Source organism: Saccharothrix sp. DSM 118769 (assembly GCF_052936295.1).
Genome location: NZ_CP193627.1, coordinates 6448254 through 6463837, shown reverse-complemented (window position 1 = coordinate 6463837; position 15584 = coordinate 6448254). Strand labels below are relative to the sequence as shown.

At 73.5% G+C, this 15584-nt stretch carries 16 protein-coding genes; 8 read left to right on the top strand and 8 right to left on the bottom strand.

Annotated features, from left to right (window positions below; all coding sequences use genetic code 11):
* Positions 1–85 precede the first annotated feature (85 nt).
* Positions 86–847 (top strand): Atu4866 domain-containing protein, encoded by a 762-nt coding sequence (locus ACRAKJ_RS27165; RefSeq protein WP_438926403.1) that lies wholly within the window; start codon positions 86–88, stop codon positions 845–847.
* Here the strand turns inward: ACRAKJ_RS27165 and ACRAKJ_RS27160 are convergent.
* Complete coding sequence (locus ACRAKJ_RS27160) at positions 834–1700, bottom strand: MmyB family transcriptional regulator (protein WP_438926402.1); 867 nt, start codon at positions 1698–1700, stop codon at positions 834–836. The genes ACRAKJ_RS27165 and ACRAKJ_RS27160 overlap by 14 nt on opposite strands.
* 110 nt (positions 1701–1810) lie before the next feature.
* Between ACRAKJ_RS27160 and ACRAKJ_RS27155 the strand changes: the two genes are divergently transcribed.
* The 3 genes from ACRAKJ_RS27155 (at position 1811) to ACRAKJ_RS27145 (ending at position 4391) form a co-directional block, all read left to right on the top strand.
* On the top strand, positions 1811–2704 hold the full coding sequence (locus ACRAKJ_RS27155; RefSeq protein ID WP_438926401.1) for an MmyB family transcriptional regulator: 894 nt from the start codon (positions 1811–1813) through the stop codon (positions 2702–2704).
* Between the two features lie 234 nt (positions 2705–2938).
* Positions 2939–3979 carry a zinc-binding dehydrogenase gene (locus ACRAKJ_RS27150; protein WP_438926400.1) on the top strand — a complete coding sequence of 347 codons (1041 nt, stop codon included), beginning with the start codon at positions 2939–2941 and terminating at the stop codon, positions 3977–3979.
* A 94-nt stretch (positions 3980–4073) separates the two neighbouring features.
* Entirely contained in the window at positions 4074–4391 is a 318-nt protein-coding gene (locus ACRAKJ_RS27145) for a hypothetical protein (protein ID WP_438926399.1), read from the top strand.
* Positions 4392–4528: 137 nt separating this feature from the next.
* Here ACRAKJ_RS27145 and ACRAKJ_RS27140 read toward each other — a convergent pair whose 3' ends face one another.
* Together ACRAKJ_RS27140 and ACRAKJ_RS27135 are read right to left on the bottom strand one after the other, a co-directional pair.
* Entirely contained in the window at positions 4529–5014 is a 486-nt protein-coding gene (locus ACRAKJ_RS27140) for a hypothetical protein (RefSeq protein WP_447008710.1), read from the bottom strand.
* Between the two features lie 142 nt (positions 5015–5156).
* Entirely contained in the window at positions 5157–5495 is a 339-nt protein-coding gene (locus ACRAKJ_RS27135; RefSeq protein WP_438925793.1) for a helix-turn-helix domain-containing protein, read from the bottom strand.
* Positions 5496–5622: 127 nt separating this feature from the next.
* Between ACRAKJ_RS27135 and ACRAKJ_RS27130 the strand changes: the two genes are divergently transcribed.
* From ACRAKJ_RS27130 to ACRAKJ_RS27120, 3 genes are all read left to right on the top strand, one after another.
* Positions 5623–7077: an MFS transporter gene (locus ACRAKJ_RS27130; RefSeq protein ID WP_438925794.1), complete on the top strand. Its 1455-nt coding sequence runs from the start codon at positions 5623–5625 to the stop codon at positions 7075–7077.
* A gap of 133 nt (positions 7078–7210) precedes the next feature.
* The gene (locus tag ACRAKJ_RS27125) at positions 7211–7693 is read left to right on the top strand and encodes a flavin reductase (RefSeq protein ID WP_438925795.1); all 483 of its coding nucleotides are present in this window, start codon (positions 7211–7213) and stop codon (positions 7691–7693) included.
* Positions 7690–8697: a Gfo/Idh/MocA family protein gene (locus tag ACRAKJ_RS27120; protein WP_438925796.1), complete on the top strand. Its 1008-nt coding sequence runs from the start codon at positions 7690–7692 to the stop codon at positions 8695–8697. The genes ACRAKJ_RS27125 and ACRAKJ_RS27120 overlap by 4 nt, the downstream gene beginning before the upstream one ends.
* 85 nt (positions 8698–8782) lie before the next feature.
* Here ACRAKJ_RS27120 and ACRAKJ_RS27115 read toward each other — a convergent pair whose 3' ends face one another.
* From ACRAKJ_RS27115 to ACRAKJ_RS27100, 4 genes are all read right to left on the bottom strand, one after another.
* The gene (locus ACRAKJ_RS27115) at positions 8783–9841 is read right to left on the bottom strand and encodes an alcohol dehydrogenase catalytic domain-containing protein (protein WP_438925797.1); all 1059 of its coding nucleotides are present in this window, start codon (positions 9839–9841) and stop codon (positions 8783–8785) included.
* A 117-nt stretch (positions 9842–9958) separates the two neighbouring features.
* Entirely contained in the window at positions 9959–11083 is a 1125-nt protein-coding gene (locus ACRAKJ_RS27110) for an acyl-CoA dehydrogenase family protein (RefSeq protein WP_438925798.1), read from the bottom strand.
* 124 nt (positions 11084–11207) lie between these two features.
* Positions 11208–11735 carry a hypothetical protein gene (locus tag ACRAKJ_RS27105; protein ID WP_438925799.1) on the bottom strand — a complete coding sequence of 176 codons (528 nt, stop codon included), beginning with the start codon at positions 11733–11735 and terminating at the stop codon, positions 11208–11210.
* Positions 11736–12143: 408 nt separating this feature from the next.
* Positions 12144–14279 carry a hypothetical protein gene (locus ACRAKJ_RS27100; protein WP_438925800.1) on the bottom strand — a complete coding sequence of 712 codons (2136 nt, stop codon included), beginning with the start codon at positions 14277–14279 and terminating at the stop codon, positions 12144–12146.
* Between the two features lie 163 nt (positions 14280–14442).
* On the opposite strand from ACRAKJ_RS27100, the gene ACRAKJ_RS27095 reads away from it, so the two are divergent.
* The gene (locus ACRAKJ_RS27095; RefSeq protein ID WP_438925801.1) at positions 14443–14859 is read left to right on the top strand and encodes a YybH family protein; all 417 of its coding nucleotides are present in this window, start codon (positions 14443–14445) and stop codon (positions 14857–14859) included.
* Between the two features lie 158 nt (positions 14860–15017).
* On the opposite strand, the gene ACRAKJ_RS27090 is transcribed toward ACRAKJ_RS27095, so the two are convergent.
* On the bottom strand, positions 15018–15419 hold the full coding sequence (locus tag ACRAKJ_RS27090) for a YybH family protein (protein WP_438925802.1): 402 nt from the start codon (positions 15417–15419) through the stop codon (positions 15018–15020).
* Positions 15420–15584 lie beyond the last annotated feature (165 nt).

Below are 15584 nucleotides of genomic sequence, written 5' to 3'. Positions count from 1 at the left end.
CCTGGGCGGCACCCGGCGGTGGGCGCAGGCTGGACCTCGTCGGGCACCACCGGGTCCGACACCACCGAGGACACCGGAGACCGGGATGACCAGCACCACCAGCACCACCAGCACCACCGCCGCCGCCGCCACCGCCACCGCCGCAGGCGGGACCACCGCCACCACCGCCGACCGCGACGCCGAGGCGTTCGCCGCGCTGACCGCCGGTTCCACCAGGCCGCTGCTGCTGACCGGGGGAGCGGTGGTCACCGCGAACCCGCTGCTGGGCGACTGGGAGCGGGCGGACGTGCTCATCGGCGGCGACCGGATCGTCGGCGTCGGACCGGGCCTGCTCACCGCCGCCGAGGACGACGGCATGATCGTCGTGGACTGCACGGGCTGCGTCGTGCTCCCCGCCGTCGTCGACTTCACCGGCGGCCCCGGCACGCTCACGCCCGGCACCCGCGCGGACGTGGCCGTCGTGCGCGTCGCCGACCCCGAGGACGCCCCGACCGACGCCGTCCCGTACCGGGGCGGGCACCTCGACGTCGTGGTGCTGGCCGGCCGGGTCGAGCTGTGGCGGGGCCGCCGCCTCGACGGCACCAGCCCCGTCACGCCCGTCGAACCGGTGGCGACCGAACACCCGTACACGGGCACGTGGGTGGACGACGCCGGCTTCATCCGCCAGGAACTGCTGCCGGACGGGCGCTACGACGAGGCGCGCGGCGACCGGCCCAGCGCCTACCAGGGGCGCTACTGGGTCACCGGCACCCGCATCGTCTACCTCGACGACCTGGGCTTCTGGGCGTTCGGCGAGTTCGACGGCGACGTGCTGCACCACGCGGGGTACCGCTTCACCCGCCGCTGAGCACCTCCGGCGACCGCGCCGCCCGACCACCGGTCGCCGACCGGCCACCGGCCGCCGGGCCCAGCAGCGCCAGCGCCCGCGCGCTCGGGCTGCCGGGCTCGGCGTGGTAGACCACCAGCTGCTGCCCGGCCGCGCCCCGGACGTCGAACGACTGGTAGGCCAGCTCCAGCGGGCCGACGTCCGGGTGCAGGAGCGCCTTGGCGCCCTCGCTGGTCTTGGCGCGCACCGCGTGCGACTCCCACAGGGCGGTGAACCCGGGGCTCACCCGGCTCAGCTCCGCCACCAGCTCCCGCAGCCGGGGCGAACCCGGGTCGTGCCCCGCCCCCTCCCGCAGGTGCCCGGCGGTGGCCTCCGCCGCCTGCTCCCAGCGGACGTGGAACCGCCGCGCCGCCGGGTCGGCGAACACCATGCGCGCCAGGTTGTCCACCGCGGCGAACGGCGAGAACAGGGCGTCCGCCATGGCGTTGGTCGCCAGCACGTCGAGGGTGCGGTCGAGCACGAACGCCGGGGTGGTCGGGTAGCCGTCCAGCAGCCGCCGCAGCGCGGGGTCCACCACACCGGACGCCGGGACCGGCCGGCGCTCCGGGACCACGCCGGCCAGGCGGTGCAGGTGGTCGTGGGCGTCCGCGTCCAGGTCCAGCGCGCGGCTCAGTGCGTCGAGCACCTGCGGCGACGGGTTGCGCTCGCGGCCCTGCTCCAGGCGGGCGTAGTAGTCGGAGTTCAGGCCCGCCCGCACGGCCACCTCCTCGCGGCGCAACCCGGCCACCCGCCTGCGGCCGGTGCCGGGCAGCCCGACGTCCGCGGGCTCGACCCGCGCCCGCCGGGCCCGCAGGAAAGCGCCCAACTCGCTCATGGCCGCCAGTCTACGAACGCGTGGCGGCGGGGGACGGGCACGACGGCGACGGGGTCGGGGGGTACTGGCGTTACCTCCTCCACCTCCGGCGAGCGACCTACCCTGGGTTCATGGGACAGGTCGACCACCGCGCGGAGGTCCGCGAGTTCCTCAGCTCGCGGCGGGCGCGCATCACCCCTGAACAGGCGGGGCTGCCCGCCTACGGCGGCGGGAACCGGCGCGTCAAGGGACTGCGCCGCGAGGAGGTCGCCCTGCTCGCCGGGGTCTCCATCGACTACTACGTGCGCATGGAGCGCGGCAACCTCTCCGGCGCCTCGGAGGGCGTGCTGGACGCGGTGAGCCGGGCGTTGCGGCTCGACGAGGCCGAGCGCGAGCACCTGTTCGCCCTCGCCCGCGCCGCCGACCCGGGGTCCCGCCGCCGCCGCACACCGCCCACCAGCGTGCGACCAGCGGTGCAGCAGGTCCTCGACGCCATCCGCGACGCCCCCGCGTGGGTGCGCAACGGCCGGCACGACATCGTCGCGCTCAACCGCCTCGGCCGCGCCCTCTACGCCCCCGTGCTCGCCGACCCGCGCCGCCCCGCGAACACCGCCCGGTTCCTCTACCTGGACCCGGCCGCCCGGGAGTTCTTCGTGGACTGGGACCGCGTCGCCAACGACGCCGCCGCGATGCTGCGCCTGGAAGCCGGCCGCGCCCCGCACGACCGGGCGCTGATCGAACTGGTCGGCGAGCTGTCCACGCGCAGCGAGGTGTTCCGGCGTCGCTGGGCCTCGCACGACGTGCAGTACCACCGCAGCGGCCGCAAACGGCTGCGTCACCCGGTCGTGGGACAACTCGACCTCGACTTCGAGTCGATGGAACTGCCCTCCGAACCCGGCCTGACCCTCAACGTCTACACCGCCGCCCCCGACACCCCCACCGCGGACGGCCTCACGGTGCTCGCCAGCTGGGCCGCCACCCAGGACGCCTCGGGTGAACCCCTCGGCGTGAACCCCTCGGCGTGAACCCCCCGACGTAAACCCCTTCTGGGGGGGTCCTGCCATTACCCGGAAGGACAGCCCCTCCCGCGCGGGCGCGCGGTGGAGTTTTGTGGGAGGTGTCCAGGGTACGCCGGAGGAAGCCGCCGACCAGCGGTCGAGCGCCGGCCGCCGGTCGACCCGGCGGTGCCGGCCGTCCACGGGCCGAGGCCGGCCGTCCCGGCGGCCCGAACGCGAAACCCGTGTTCCTGAGAGGAATTCATGCGAGCCACGTTCATGTACGGTGCCGGTGATGTGCGCGTCGAGGACGCCCCGGACCCGGTGCTGCGGCAGCCCACCGACGCGGTCGTGCGCATCGTGCGCTCCTGCGTGTGCGGCAGCGACCTGCACCCGTACCACTCCATGCCCGCCTCCGAGCGGGGCACGCCGATGGGCCACGAGTTCCTGGGCGTCGTGGAGGACCTCGGCCCGGAGGTGACCGGCCTCGAACGCGGCGACCTCGTGGTGGCCCCGTTCGGGTACTCGGACAACACCTGCGAGTTCTGCCGCGAGGGCCTGCACACCTCCTGCCGCAACGGCGGGTTCTGGGCCAACGGCGACGTCGGCGGCGGGCAGGCCGAGGCCATCCGCGTCCCGCAGGCGTCCGGCACCCTGGTCAAGCTCCCCGGCGTCGGCGAGGACTCGCCGCTGCTGCCGTCGCTGCTGACCCTGGCCGACGTGTACGGCACCGGCTACCACGCCGCCAGGCAGGCGCACGTCGACCCCCGCACCACCGTGACGGTGATCGGCGACGGCGCGGTCGGCCTGCTCGCCGTGCTCTCCGCGAAGCAGTTGGGCGCGGAGCGGATCATCCTCATGGGACGGCACGAGGACCGCACCGACCTCGGCCGCGAGTTCGGCGCCACCGACGTGGTCGCCGAGCGCGGCGAGGAGGGGATCGAGAAGGTCCGCGAGCTGACCGGCGGCGACGGCACCCACGCCGTGCTGGAGGCGGTCGGGCACATGAGCGCCTACGACATGGCCGTCGGCGTCGTCCGCCCCGGCGGCGTCATCAGCCGCGTCGGCGTGCCGCAGTACGAGCAGGCCCCGATCGGGTTCGGCAGCCTGTTCGGCCACAACATCACCCTGACCGGCGGCCCCGCCCCGGTGCGCGCCTACATCGACGCACTGCTGCCCGCCGTGCTGGACGGCACCGTCGACCCGGGTAAGGTCTTCGACCTCACCATCGGCCTGGAGCAGACGCCCGACGGCTACCGCGCCATGGACCGCCGCGAAGCCCTCAAAACCCTCATCCGCCTCTGACCGCTCCCCGGACGACCTCACCCCGCCCGTCCGCGACCACCGCGACGAAGCCCCGGAAGCGGACGACCGACTACCGACAGCACCGGAGGACGACGTGGAGATCCTGCCCCGGCAGCCCAGCACGAAGGGCCCGGCGGAGATGTTCACCGGCGACGTGTGGTTCGACGTCCTCGCCAAGGGCGAACAACCCTCGCGGATGAGGGTGAACAACGTCCGCTTCGCCCCCGGCGCCCGCACCGCCCGGCACCGCCACGCGGTCGGCCGGACCCTGCACGTCACCGAGGGCGTCGGCCTGGTGCAGTCGCGCGGCGGCGAGGTCGTCGAGATCCGCCCCGGACACCGGCGCCTGTTCCTCGACCACCGCGACCCGGCCGTGGTCGACCAACCGGGCACGGTCCGCCTGACCGACTGATCAGGCCACCGCGCGGGACGGCGGCACGGCCACGAGAGGGCTGCCGGGCACCCCCCGGATGCCAAGGGCCCGTCCTGGCGGGCGATCGAGCCGTTGCCACCCGCGTCGGGCGTGGAGGGGCGTCCGCGCCGCCGCCGTCACGACGGGTGGAGGCGCTCCAGCGTGAACAGGTTGTCGGTCGGGTCGACGGTCGCGTACAGCAGCGCGCCGGGCCGGAACTCCGGGTCGGGGCGACCGCGGTGGGTCGCCTCGAACGGGGGCACGCCGTCACCGCTGACGCGCAGGCGCAGCACCGCGACTTCCGAGTCGCCGTCGTGGGACTCGACCAGGTCCACGCCGACGACCTCCGCCACCGCGGGGCGGCCGTCGCGCAGCAACCGCTCGGTGTCGTCCTTGTGCTCGGCGGCGTCGAACCAGATCGCGAACCCGAGCGGCACCATGATCACCAGCAGCAGCACTCCGGCGAGCACGGCCGCCCACAGCGGGATCTCCGTGGTGAACAGCAGCATCACGGGCATCGGGACGCTGAGCCAGCACAGCACGGCGCACAGGCGGAGGGCCGCCCGCGTACCCGGGCCCCCGATCGACGCCTGCCTCGCGGTAACGCCCTCTCCTGGGGTCACCGGGCCATCGTAGCGAGGTCGCGCCACCCTCCGAGGGCCTTTCGCCACCGGGGTGCGTTGTGGCTCAAGCACTTCCGCTCCGGCACGTGGCCTGCGCCCACCGGGGTGGGCGGGGATCGGCGCGGTGGGCGCGGAGCCGGTGCTAGGACGCGGCGTACTGGTCGACCGTCTCCGGGGCGCTGAAGACGCCGTTGAGCACCGCGTCGAGCAGGCCGGGGAACCGGGCGTCGAGGTCCTCGCGCCGCAGGGAGAGCAGGTTCTCCCGCCCCGACGGCCGCTGCCGGATGACCCCGCTGTCGCGCAGCACCCGCCAGTGGTGGGTGAGCGTGGACTTCGAGATCTCCTTGCTCAGCACGGTGCCGCAGGCGTGCTCGCCACCGCCGGCCAGCGCCCGGACGACGGCGAGGCGCATGGGGTTGCCCAGTGCGGTGAGCACGTTCTCCAGCCTGATCTGGTCCCGCTCGGGGTGGTGGTGCGTCACGTCGTCAAGTGTAACCCCGAAGATACGTGTGCACGCGAACTTTCGTACTGACCCTTCCACTCGGTACGTGGGTTGTCGTACGATCCGACTGTTCGACAATCCGCGTACTGTTTAAGAAGGGCACGCCATGTCCACCTCCGCGTCCACGCCGGCGCGCCGCGGGCTGGGGCTGAGTCTCACCCTGCTCGCGCTGGCCCAGCTGATCTTCTCCCTCGACATCAACATCGTCTTCGTGGCGCTGCCCGACATCGGTGCCGAGCTCGGCTTCTCCGGCCAGACCCAGCAGTGGGTGGTCAGCGCCTACATGGTGTTCGCGGGCGGGTTCCTGCTGTTCGGCGGACGCGCGGCCGACCTGCTCGGGCGGCGGCGGATGTTCGTGCTCGCCCTGACGATCTACGCGGTGTCGTCGCTGGCGGGCGGCCTGGCCACCTCCCCGACGGTGATCATCGTGGCGCGGGCGGTGCAGGGCATCGGCGGCGCGCTGCTGCTGCCGTCCACGCTGTCGCTGATCAACACCCTGTTCGAGGAGGGGCCCAAGCGCAACCGGGCGCTGGCCGTGTGGGGCGGCGCGGGCGCGAGCGGCCTGACGGTGGGCGCGCTGCTCGGCGGCGTGCTCACGGAGGCGTTCGGCTGGCCCGCCGTCTTCTTCGTCAACGTGCCGCTGGCGGGGATCGTCGCGATCGCCGCGCTGCTCGTCATCCCCGCCGACCCGCGCGGTCGCGAACGCCGCCGCTTCGACCTGCCCGGCGCGCTCACCGTGACCGGCGGCGCCACCCTGCTGGTGTTCGTGCTGGTCCAGGGGCCCGAGGTCGGCTGGGGCGCCACGCCGGTCGTGGTGAGCGCGGTGCTCGCCGTGCTGCTGCTGACCGCGTTCGCGGTCATCGAGGGCCGCAGCGCCGACCCGCTGATGCCCTTCCGGCTGTTCGGCAACCGCAGCCTCGTCGTCGCGGTCACCGTCACGGCCGTCTACATGGCCACGTTCGGCGCCCTGCCGTACTTCCTGACCGTCCTGCTCCAGAGCGTGCACGGCTTCAGCGCCCTCCAGAGCGGCCTGGCGTTCCTCGTGCCGTCGGTCGCCATCGCCCTCGGCACGCAGCTCGGCGAGCGGATGGCGACCCGCCTGGGCACGCGCACCACGTTGCTGACCGGGTTCGGCGTCGGCGTCGTCGGCACCGCCGTGCTGGCGGTCGGGTTCGACGTGGACAGCACGTTCCTCACGCTCGTGCCCGGCCTCGTGGTGTCCGGCATCGGCCAGGGCATCTCCTGGACGGGCATGTGGATCGCGGCGTCGAGCGGTGTCGCCCCCGAGGAGCAGGGCGTGGCGTCGGGCATGGCGTCCACCACGCTCAACCTCGGCAACGCCGTCGGACTCGCCGTGCTGATCGCCATCGCCAACGCGGGCGTCGGCGACCGGGAGGGCGACCTGCTGCGCTCGGCCACCGCCGACGGCGGGTACGTCGCGGTGCTGGTCACCGCCGCCGGGATGCTCGTCGGCCTGCTGCTCACCCTCGCGCTGCCGAGGGCCGTCCGGACCCCCGCGCCGGCCGACGTGCCCGAACCGCGGTCGGCGACCGCCGTCTGACCCCGGACCCGCCGTCCGCCCCCGGACCACTGCGCGGTTCCCCCAGGCCGCGCGGCCCGAGCCCGGGAGGCCGGGTACCCCCCCGTACCCGGCCGCCCGGGCCCCCTCCCGCCACACCGACCTGGAGGTCCCGATGCCCGTCGGTCCCGCCGAGTTCACCGCCGCCCTCGCGAAGGTCCCCGCACCCGTCGCCGTCGTGACCACGGTGGACGAGCAGGGCAAGCGCTGGGGCTTCACCGGCAGCGCGTTCTGCTCCGTGTCGCTCGACCCGCCGCTGGTCCTGGTGTGCCTCGCCAAGTCGGCGAGCACCCACGCGGCCTTCCGCACCGCCGACCGCTACCTCGTCAACGTGCTCGGCCGGCACCAGGCCGACGTGGCCCTGCGGTTCGCCAGGTCCGGGTCCGACCGCTTCGCCGCCGAGGACGCGGTCTCCTGCGAACTGGGCCTGCCCGGCCTGCTCACGGCCTCTGCCCGGCTCGCCTGCACCGCGCACCAGTCGATCGACGCGGGTGACCACACCATCCTCGTCGGGCTCGTGCAGGCCGCCTACCGCGCCGACCACGTCCCGCTCACCTACTGGGACCGGTCCTTCACCCACCCGGTGGGCATGGGGTGAGCCGGCTCCGCGTGGCCCTGCTCGGCACCGCGCACATCCACCTGCCGGATCACCTGGACGTGCTGCGGTCCGACCCGGACGTGGAACTCGTCGCGGTGTACCGGGGCGACCGGGGCGTGCCGGTGCCGGGCGCCCGCGAGGTGACCGACCCGGTCGACGCGCTGCGGTCCGCGGACGCCGCGGTGGTCGACTCCACCACCGCGGAGCACGCCGTCCTGCTGCCCCGGGTGGTGGCCGCCGGCGTGCCCGCGCTCGTGGAGAAGCCGCTCACCTCGACCCGCGGGTCCACCCGGTGGCTGGCGGCGCTGCTGGACGTGAGCCCGGTCCCGGTCACCACGGCGATGTTCCTGCGCTGCGCGCCCGCGCTGCGGGTGGCCCGCCGGGCGCTCGACGACCTGGGGGAGCTGGTGTCCGCGCACGCGCGCCTCACGCACCCCGGCCTGTGCGACGGCGCGCTGCGGGAGGTGCCGTGGATGCTCGACCCGCGCTGCGGCGGGGTGGGCGGTTTCGCCGACCTGGCCGTGCACCTGCTCGACCTGCTCCTCTGGCTGCGCCCGGGCACGCGGCTGACGGCGTGCGCGGCGGCCCTGCGGCCCGCGGCGGGGTTGCCGGTCGACTCCGGCGGCGCGGCCCTGGTCGACTGGGGCGGCACGCCGACCACGCTGCACGCGGGCTGGACCGCCCGGCCCGGCGGGTTCCACCTGCACGTCGAGGGCACGGCCGGTTCGCTGACCGTGCACGGCGGGACGCTGACCGTGCGCGGGACGCCGACCACCGCCCCCGGGACCCTGACCACGACTCCCGGGACTCCGACCACGACTCCCGGGACGCCGACCACCGCCCCCGGGACGCGCCACTTCCCGCCGCCGGCGGCGGGGGACGCCCTCGTCGCCTTCCTGGCCCACCTGCGCGGCCGGCCCGCGTGGGAACCCGCGACCACGGCGGACATGACCGCGGTCGCCGACCTGGTGGCCGCGCTGACCGCGGGGGACGCCACCGCGTGATCGCCCCACCGACCCGCGCCGCCGCCGGGGGCCGTCGGGTGCCGCGGCGTGACCCGGTCACGACGTTGTGACCGGCGCACCCGGCCTACCTGAAGTCGACGATGGTCTTCAGGTGGGTCGTGCCCCGGTAGTTCTCCAGCACGGTGACGAGCTTGTCGTACTCGGAGAACCTGTGCACCGACGACAGCAGCCGCCGCCCGTCCACCACGCCCGACAGCAGCATCTGCATCGCCGAGGCGATCACGTTGGCCGTCTTGTGCATGGGGAAGCTCGTCACGTCGAACGGCGCCGACATGATGTTGATGCCCTTGGCCAGCATCAGCCAGGTGTCGAACTTCTGCATCTCCTGCGACGCGCCGTAGAGCACGTACCGGCCGCGCGGCTTGAGCTTGCGCATCGCGAGGCGGCGCGGGTCCTTGTCCTCGTCCACGCCCTGGATGGTGGGCAGCGCGTCGAAGACGTAGTCGAACGTGCTGTCCGCGACCTCCTCCCGCAGTTCGTCGGGGAGGTAGGCGCGCTCGGAGAAGTGCTCCTGGGCGAACGCGTTGCGCTGCGGGTTCGCGTCCACCGACACCACGGAGTTCGGCGCGAGCAACCGCTTGATGATGCTGCCGGCGATGACGCCGATGGGGCCGCTGCCCAGGATCAGCACCCGGTCGCCGACCTTCGGCGGGTGGGTGAGGATCGCCCGCAGCGCGCCGGTCGTCGGTTCGATGAACGACGCCTGGAGGTCGTCGAGCTCCTCGGGCACGCGCACCGCCGCCGCCCGCTGGTCGTCGAAGAAGTTGCGGTCCGCCGGGAACACGTCCTCCACGACCTGCCCGGAGAAGATCGGCCGCAACGAGCGGTACTCGGCGAACCCGCCGAAGTCGGTCTGCCCCCAGTACACGACGCGGTCGCCGACCTGGACGTGGCCGTCGGCCGCGGAGAAGCCGGAGCCCAGTTCCACCACCTCGCCCAGGTACTCGTGGCCCAGCACGACCGGGTACTCCGACGGGAACAGGTGCCCTTCGAAGAACGAGATGTCGGTCGAGCAGATCGAGACGCAGCGGGTCTTCATCAGCACACCGTCGCTCGGGGTCTCCGGCAACGGCATTTCCGCCATGACGAGTTTGCGCGGAGCGATCAGCTGAAGCGCCTTCATGGTTTCCACGGAATTTCCCACCCCATTTTTTGTGGTACGCCGGACCGGCGCGTGGGCCGGTGTTCCGGCGCGGTGCTGCTGCTCTCTGGTCAGCTGGTCAGGAATTGCCGGTCGACATCAGCGGCGCATCTGCAACGGGCCCCCGAGCAGGTACTGCCCGACCGTTTCGAAGTGCGACGAGGAGAGGGTGATGTGCTTGGTCGCCGAGTTGATGTCCCGGAAGCACCGCTCCAGCCTGCTGGTGGTGTAGAGCGAGCTGGAACCGGCGAGCTGGTAGAGCCCGTTCACGGCGGCCACGGTGTGCTCGGCGACGCTGGCCGCCGTGACCCGGACGAGCGCGGACAGCGCGTCGCCGCCGTCCTCGCCGTGCGCGACGACCTCGCGCGCGGTGTCCCGCAGCAGGACGCCGGCGGTGCGCACGAGCATCTCGTAGCGCGCGTACCGCTCCTGCGCGGTGTGGCTGGACGCGAGCGTCGTGGCGGCGCCCGTCGGCGTCTTCGCGGTGGCCAGCTCGCGGAACGCGTCGAGCGCGTCCTGCGCGATGCCCAGCGCGGTGGACGCCGACGTGAACGGGCCGAAGTCGTAGTAGCCCACGGCGTAGGCGCGCGACGGGCGGGCCGCCGGCGGGCGCAGCGTGTCCAGGCCCGCGACGGTGAACTCCTCGGGCACGAACGTCTCGGCCACCGTGTAGTGGCTGCTGCCGGTGCCGCGCAGGCCGACGGTGTGCCACGTGTCCAGCTGCCGGGTCTCGGCCACCGGCACGAACACCATGCGCGTCTCCCGCCCGGCCGGCGTGGTCCGCGGCTTGCCGCCCTCGGTGACGAAGGCCGAGCAGACGATCCAGTCGGCGTGCGCGTACCCGCTGGCGAACGCCCACTGGCCGCTGAGGCGGAACCCGCCGTCGACGACCTCGGCCGTGCCGGACGGGTTGACCCCGCCGACGACCAGGCCCGAGTGGTCCTTGAACAGCTTGCGGGCCGCCGGTTCGGGCAGGTAGTCGGAGAGCCGGCCGATGGCGCCCTGGACGCCGACCTGCCAGGCGACGGAGGCGTCCAGGCGCGCCAGCGCCTGCACGACGGCCGACCCGGTCTCGATGCCGACCTGGCCGCCGCCGAACTCCTTCGACACCCACATGCGGTGCAGGTTGGCGGCGCGCAGGGCGTCCACCACGATTTCCGGTGTGCGCCTGGCCTCGTCCGCGCCCTTGCGGTGCTCGGTGATGAGCGGGGCGATTTCCGTCACCTTCGCGACCCATTCGGCTGTTTCTCGGGAACTGTCGGACGGGGGTAAGAGGGCATGCGGAAGGAGGGTGCTCGTGGTGCTCATGTGTTTCTGGGCCCTTTCTCGGAGTCGCCGTAGTTCGACACTACGCAAACACACGTACTGTCCTCTGGAGCGTACAAGCGGCGAGAGGGCCGTCGCAACCTTCTTCGGGGAGGGATCGGGGGTCGTCCGGAAGCGCCTTCGGTGCTCCGGTGAACTGCCGGTTACTTCCGGGGGTACGGCGCGGCGGGTATATTACGGATATAGTCCGCGCAATGCGGGAAACCGATTCGGCGACCCCGCGCGACCCGGCCCGATCACGCGCCCGTTCGGCCTGCCGCCGGGCCTCCCCCTGGCCGAGCAGGTGGGCGTCGTGCCGGTCGTCGGGCAGCGGTTCCACGTCCGCCGTGCTCGTCCCGGCCGGCGCGCGAAGTCGGCGTTCGTCCACACGGGACGGTCGCGCAACCGGGCGGCGATCCGGAGGGCCGGGGCGGACCGCCGCCCAGGAGGCGATGCGCGCGCCCGACCGCCCGGAGACCGCGGTGAACAGCGCCTCGGCGTCCGCGCCGGGGTCCGTGCCCAGTCCCTCCGCCGGCCGCTCCCGGTGCAGCCGGTAGTCGCGGATCGACACCTCGCCCTCCTCGGGCGAGACCGGGTTCAGCGCGACCGTGCGGTTGTCGGCCGCAACCGGCCCGCAGCCCGCCCATCCCGCCCTCCCCGCACGAGGGCCGAAGAAAGAATCCCCACACGTGAAAGGGCGACCGGGTGTTCCCGCCGGCGGGTACCGGCGAGGTCCGGATCGCGTCGTCCCCGGTCCCGGTCGAGCGCTTCCGCACCGGGGCCGTGAGAGACCGAAAGACCCTGGAAAACGCGTGGGGCCGCCCTCGTGCGCTCCGCGCGGCGGTCCTCGGGTCCACCGCCGCGGGGCCGATGGGCCGGGCGGCGGCGGACCGCGGGTGGAGGAGAGCGGGAGAACTAATCCGGAAGTAGAAGGAAGTGCCCCCATGGCCTCACCCGGGCAACCTACAACACGCCGGGGTCAGTGCGGCACCAGGTTCCGCAACGTCGCCAGGGTGATCGCCGTCGACCCGGCGGGCAGCCCGTCCGGCCGTTCGAGACCGATGTAGGTGACGGGTTCGGTGAACACCGCGCCCGGCGTCCACGTCGTGCTGCTGCCCGCCTTGGCGCGCAACAGCTCCACGACGTGACCGACCGTCGTGCTCCGGCGCTCCACCAGGGACTTGACGAGCAAGGCCACCGACACGCGGTTGCCCTCGACCCGGTTGCCCCACGTCGCGCCGCGCTGGTGGAGGTGCAGCCACTTCGCCGACCACGAGCCGTCGTCGTCCCGGCGGAACACCATCGGCACCGCGACGCGCCCGGTACCCCGCAGGTCGGACCGCGTCCGCACGGTGGCCGGCTCGAACGGGCGCCCCCACTGGTCGCGGTCCCGGGTCATGAAGCCGAACACCGACTCGGCGACGTCCGCGAACCCCTCGCCGGAGTAGACGTTCACCTGCGGCACGACGTACCGGGCGGTCACGCCGTCCAGCGGCACGTCGATGAACTCCGTCGCGCCGTCGCGGGCATCGGTGAGGTCACCGGAGTAGTACGCGCCACCCGAGCCGTAGGCGGTCCACGACACCTGCCCGGCGAAGCCGAAGTCGTCGTCCAGCAGCAGCGCCGACAGGTCGAAGTCGGTCTCCTCCGCACGCTGCCGCCAGTGCACGAAGAACCGCAGCAGCTCGCCGTCCAGCGCCGTCACGGACCCGCGGGGCACCACGCCGAAACCGTCCGCGACCGCCTTGTCCGACAGCGGCAACGCCAGGGTGAGCACGTCGGGGTCCACCACGAGCCGTTCGTGCGCGGGAAGCCGGCGCGACAACTCGTCGTCCACCGCCGCCGCCAACCGGTCGACCACCGCCGGGGCGAGCCCCGGACGCTCGTCGGGGGTCACCCAGCCGCGCCCCTCCTTGTTCACGAACACCCGCGTCGAGCCGGCGGCGGTGCGGTTGACCAGGTGCTCCCGCACCGAGCACAGCACCCGTCCCGACACGTCACCGAGCACCGACCCCACCACCCGGACGACGTCCTCCACGTCACCGGGCGCGCAGGACCGCAGCACCCGGTCCAACGACCGGACCAACCGCCCGGGGGCACCGGACAGCAACCGGGCCGCCCCGAGGACGTCACCGGCGGCGAACGCGACCTCGACCCGCCCCGCGAACGACCGGACCTCCCGCTCGCCGCGCGCTACCGCGAAGACGTCCTGGGCGTGCGGGAACGCGCCGTGCTCGTGCGGGTGCAGGCGCTCACCCAACCGCTGCCACCGCCCCCGGTGGGTGACCACGTCCCCGAGCTTGCCGCGACCGGCGGCGACCACGGCGTCCAGCGCGGCCATCAGCACCCGGCGCTCCGCCCGGCGGAACGACCGGAACCGGGTCGGCTCCACCAGCGTCACGTCCCCGCCCGAGGCCGCGCACGCCAGCCGCAACACGTCCGTCACCGTGTCGACGGCCACCGGCGGCCGACCGGCCGCGAGGCGGGCCGCGTTGAGCACGGCCCGGTTCTCCCGCACCGGGACCACCCCGGGCTGCTCCCCGTCGAGGCAGGACCGGGCCAACCCGTCGAGCAGGACCAGGTCCTCCTCCCGCAACGGCGTCGCACTGGTGGCCAGCTCGACGTAGAGCGCCCGGGCCTCCTCGGCGGACGTCCCCCCGAGGTGCAGCACCGTGAGCCGGTCCCGGACCGAGGGGATCAGCTCGTCGTGCGCGGCCAGCAGGTCCTCGTAGGAGTGCTGCACGCGGCCGTACCCCGGCAACCGGAGGAGGTCGACGACCGGCGGGGGAGGAGCGTCGCCGACGGCCTTGCGCAGGCACTCCAGCCAGAACTCGGTCGTGTCGGGAACCCCGCGCGGGAAGTCCCGGAAGTAGGGGTTGTGGGCGATGTGATCGGCGACCAGTTCGCGCACGGCGGCGACCACCCGACCGGCAAGCCCTTCACCGGCCGCCGGCGACAACCCCGACACGTGCCGCAGGAGGTCACCGGAGGCCTTGAAGCCGACCTGGAGCAGAGCGGCGTCGAACCGCCGCGCCACGGCCCGACCATCACCGGTCGGGCCGGGCGACCGCGGCACGCGCAGCGTCTTCTGGATCAACGTTCCGTCGTCAAGCATGGGACGCCCATTAGAACAGAGCCGCCCCGCCCTCACCGGGGTTTTCCGACGAGCGGTCATCGGTGGGGCCCGTGCGGGGTTACCGGTGCGTGAGGCGCCGGTGAGGTCGGTGGCGTTAGCGTCGGCGGTGACCGACCGCGGGTGAACGGAAGCGAGGAACCGCATGGCTGACGCTGTTGGCACCTGGGAAATGACCGACGACCCGGAACAGCAGAACGAGGTCTTCATCCGGGCCTTCAACTCCGGCGACGGGCGAATCTTCGACAGCCTTTACCACGACAACGCCATCTCCAACCTGTCCGGTGCGCCGTTGACCGGGCGGGCCCGCACGGAGTTCATCACCGAGTTCCTGCGCGGGGGGCCGAAACTGGAGGCGAAACTGCGGGAGACCTACCGCACCGGTGACACGTCGCTGCTGGTGGTGCACTACCGGGTCGGGATGACCGGCGAGGACGGGCAGCCGGTGCAGATCAGCGGCACGTGCACCGACGTCATGACGCGCGGTGCGGACGGCCGCTGGAAACTGGCCATCGACCGCCCCGTGCCCGACCAGGTCCCCGACTCCGGCCAGGCCGCGTAGCACCCGGGCCGCGCAGCACCCGAGCGGCGCAGCACCCGGGCCGCGCAGCACCCGGCGGGTCCGCGCGGGCCGCGGAGGACGGTACCGGTGACAACGGGAAGGCGGCGCTCCACCGGGAGCGCCGCCTTCCGCCGTGCCGGGGTCGTGCCGCCTGCGCGCTACTCGCGGCCCCCGCTGTACGGGCTGTCCACCGCGTGCCGCCAGCGGCCCTCCGCGTCACGGCGCAGCACGTCGATGCCGATGCCGGAGAAGTGCTGCTCGCCCTCCGCGGGGTCGGTCACGTCGATGGTCCAGTCGACGACGACCAGCGCGGTGTCGTCGACGACGTGGGCCTCCACGACGCGCGTGGAGATGGTCGGCCGCAGCGCCAGGAACTCGGCCAGGGCCTGACCCCGGGCCGCCCCGGAGAGCGGCTTGTCCGGCTCCCAGGCGGAGATGCCGTCCTCGGTGTAGAGCCGGTCCACCCCCTCGGCGTCGCCCTCGTTGAACAACCGCTCGTACAGCCGCACGTGGTCCAGGACGTCCTGAGGAACTTCGACGGTGGTGTGCTGACTGGTCATCGGAAATCGATCCCGCCTTTCGGTCGTGCCGCTCTGCCGGGCAACAGGTCCGTCCGTCCGGTCCAGGTCTCGCCGGTCCAGGTCCCGGCCACCATAACGGCGGCGGCCACACCGCCCGCTCATCGCGCGCCGGGGCCGCCGCGTATACCGGGCGATTACCTCGGG

Excerpts from the sequence above, each read along its gene's own strand:
- ACRAKJ_RS27160 (WP_438926402.1), bottom strand. The coding sequence starts at position 1,700 with ATGAGCGAGTTGGGCGCTTTCCTGCGGGCCCGGCGGGCGCGGGTCGAG.
- ACRAKJ_RS27100 (WP_438925800.1), bottom strand. The coding sequence starts at position 14,279 with ATGCTTGACGACGGAACGTTGATCCAGAAGACGCTGCGCGTGCCGCGG.
- ACRAKJ_RS27130 (WP_438925794.1), top strand. The coding sequence starts at position 5,623 with ATGTCCACCTCCGCGTCCACGCCGGCGCGCCGCGGGCTGGGGCTGAGT.
- ACRAKJ_RS27115 (WP_438925797.1), bottom strand. The coding sequence starts at position 9,841 with ATGAAGGCGCTTCAGCTGATCGCTCCGCGCAAACTCGTCATGGCGGAA.
- ACRAKJ_RS27155 (WP_438926401.1), top strand. The coding sequence starts at position 1,811 with ATGGGACAGGTCGACCACCGCGCGGAGGTCCGCGAGTTCCTCAGCTCG.
- ACRAKJ_RS27165 (WP_438926403.1), top strand. The coding sequence starts at position 86 with ATGACCAGCACCACCAGCACCACCAGCACCACCGCCGCCGCCGCCACC.
- ACRAKJ_RS27150 (WP_438926400.1), top strand. The coding sequence starts at position 2,939 with ATGCGAGCCACGTTCATGTACGGTGCCGGTGATGTGCGCGTCGAGGAC.
- ACRAKJ_RS27090 (WP_438925802.1), bottom strand. The coding sequence starts at position 15,419 with ATGACCAGTCAGCACACCACCGTCGAAGTTCCTCAGGACGTCCTGGAC.
- ACRAKJ_RS27125 (WP_438925795.1), top strand. The coding sequence starts at position 7,211 with ATGCCCGTCGGTCCCGCCGAGTTCACCGCCGCCCTCGCGAAGGTCCCC.
- ACRAKJ_RS27095 (WP_438925801.1), top strand. The coding sequence starts at position 14,443 with ATGGCTGACGCTGTTGGCACCTGGGAAATGACCGACGACCCGGAACAG.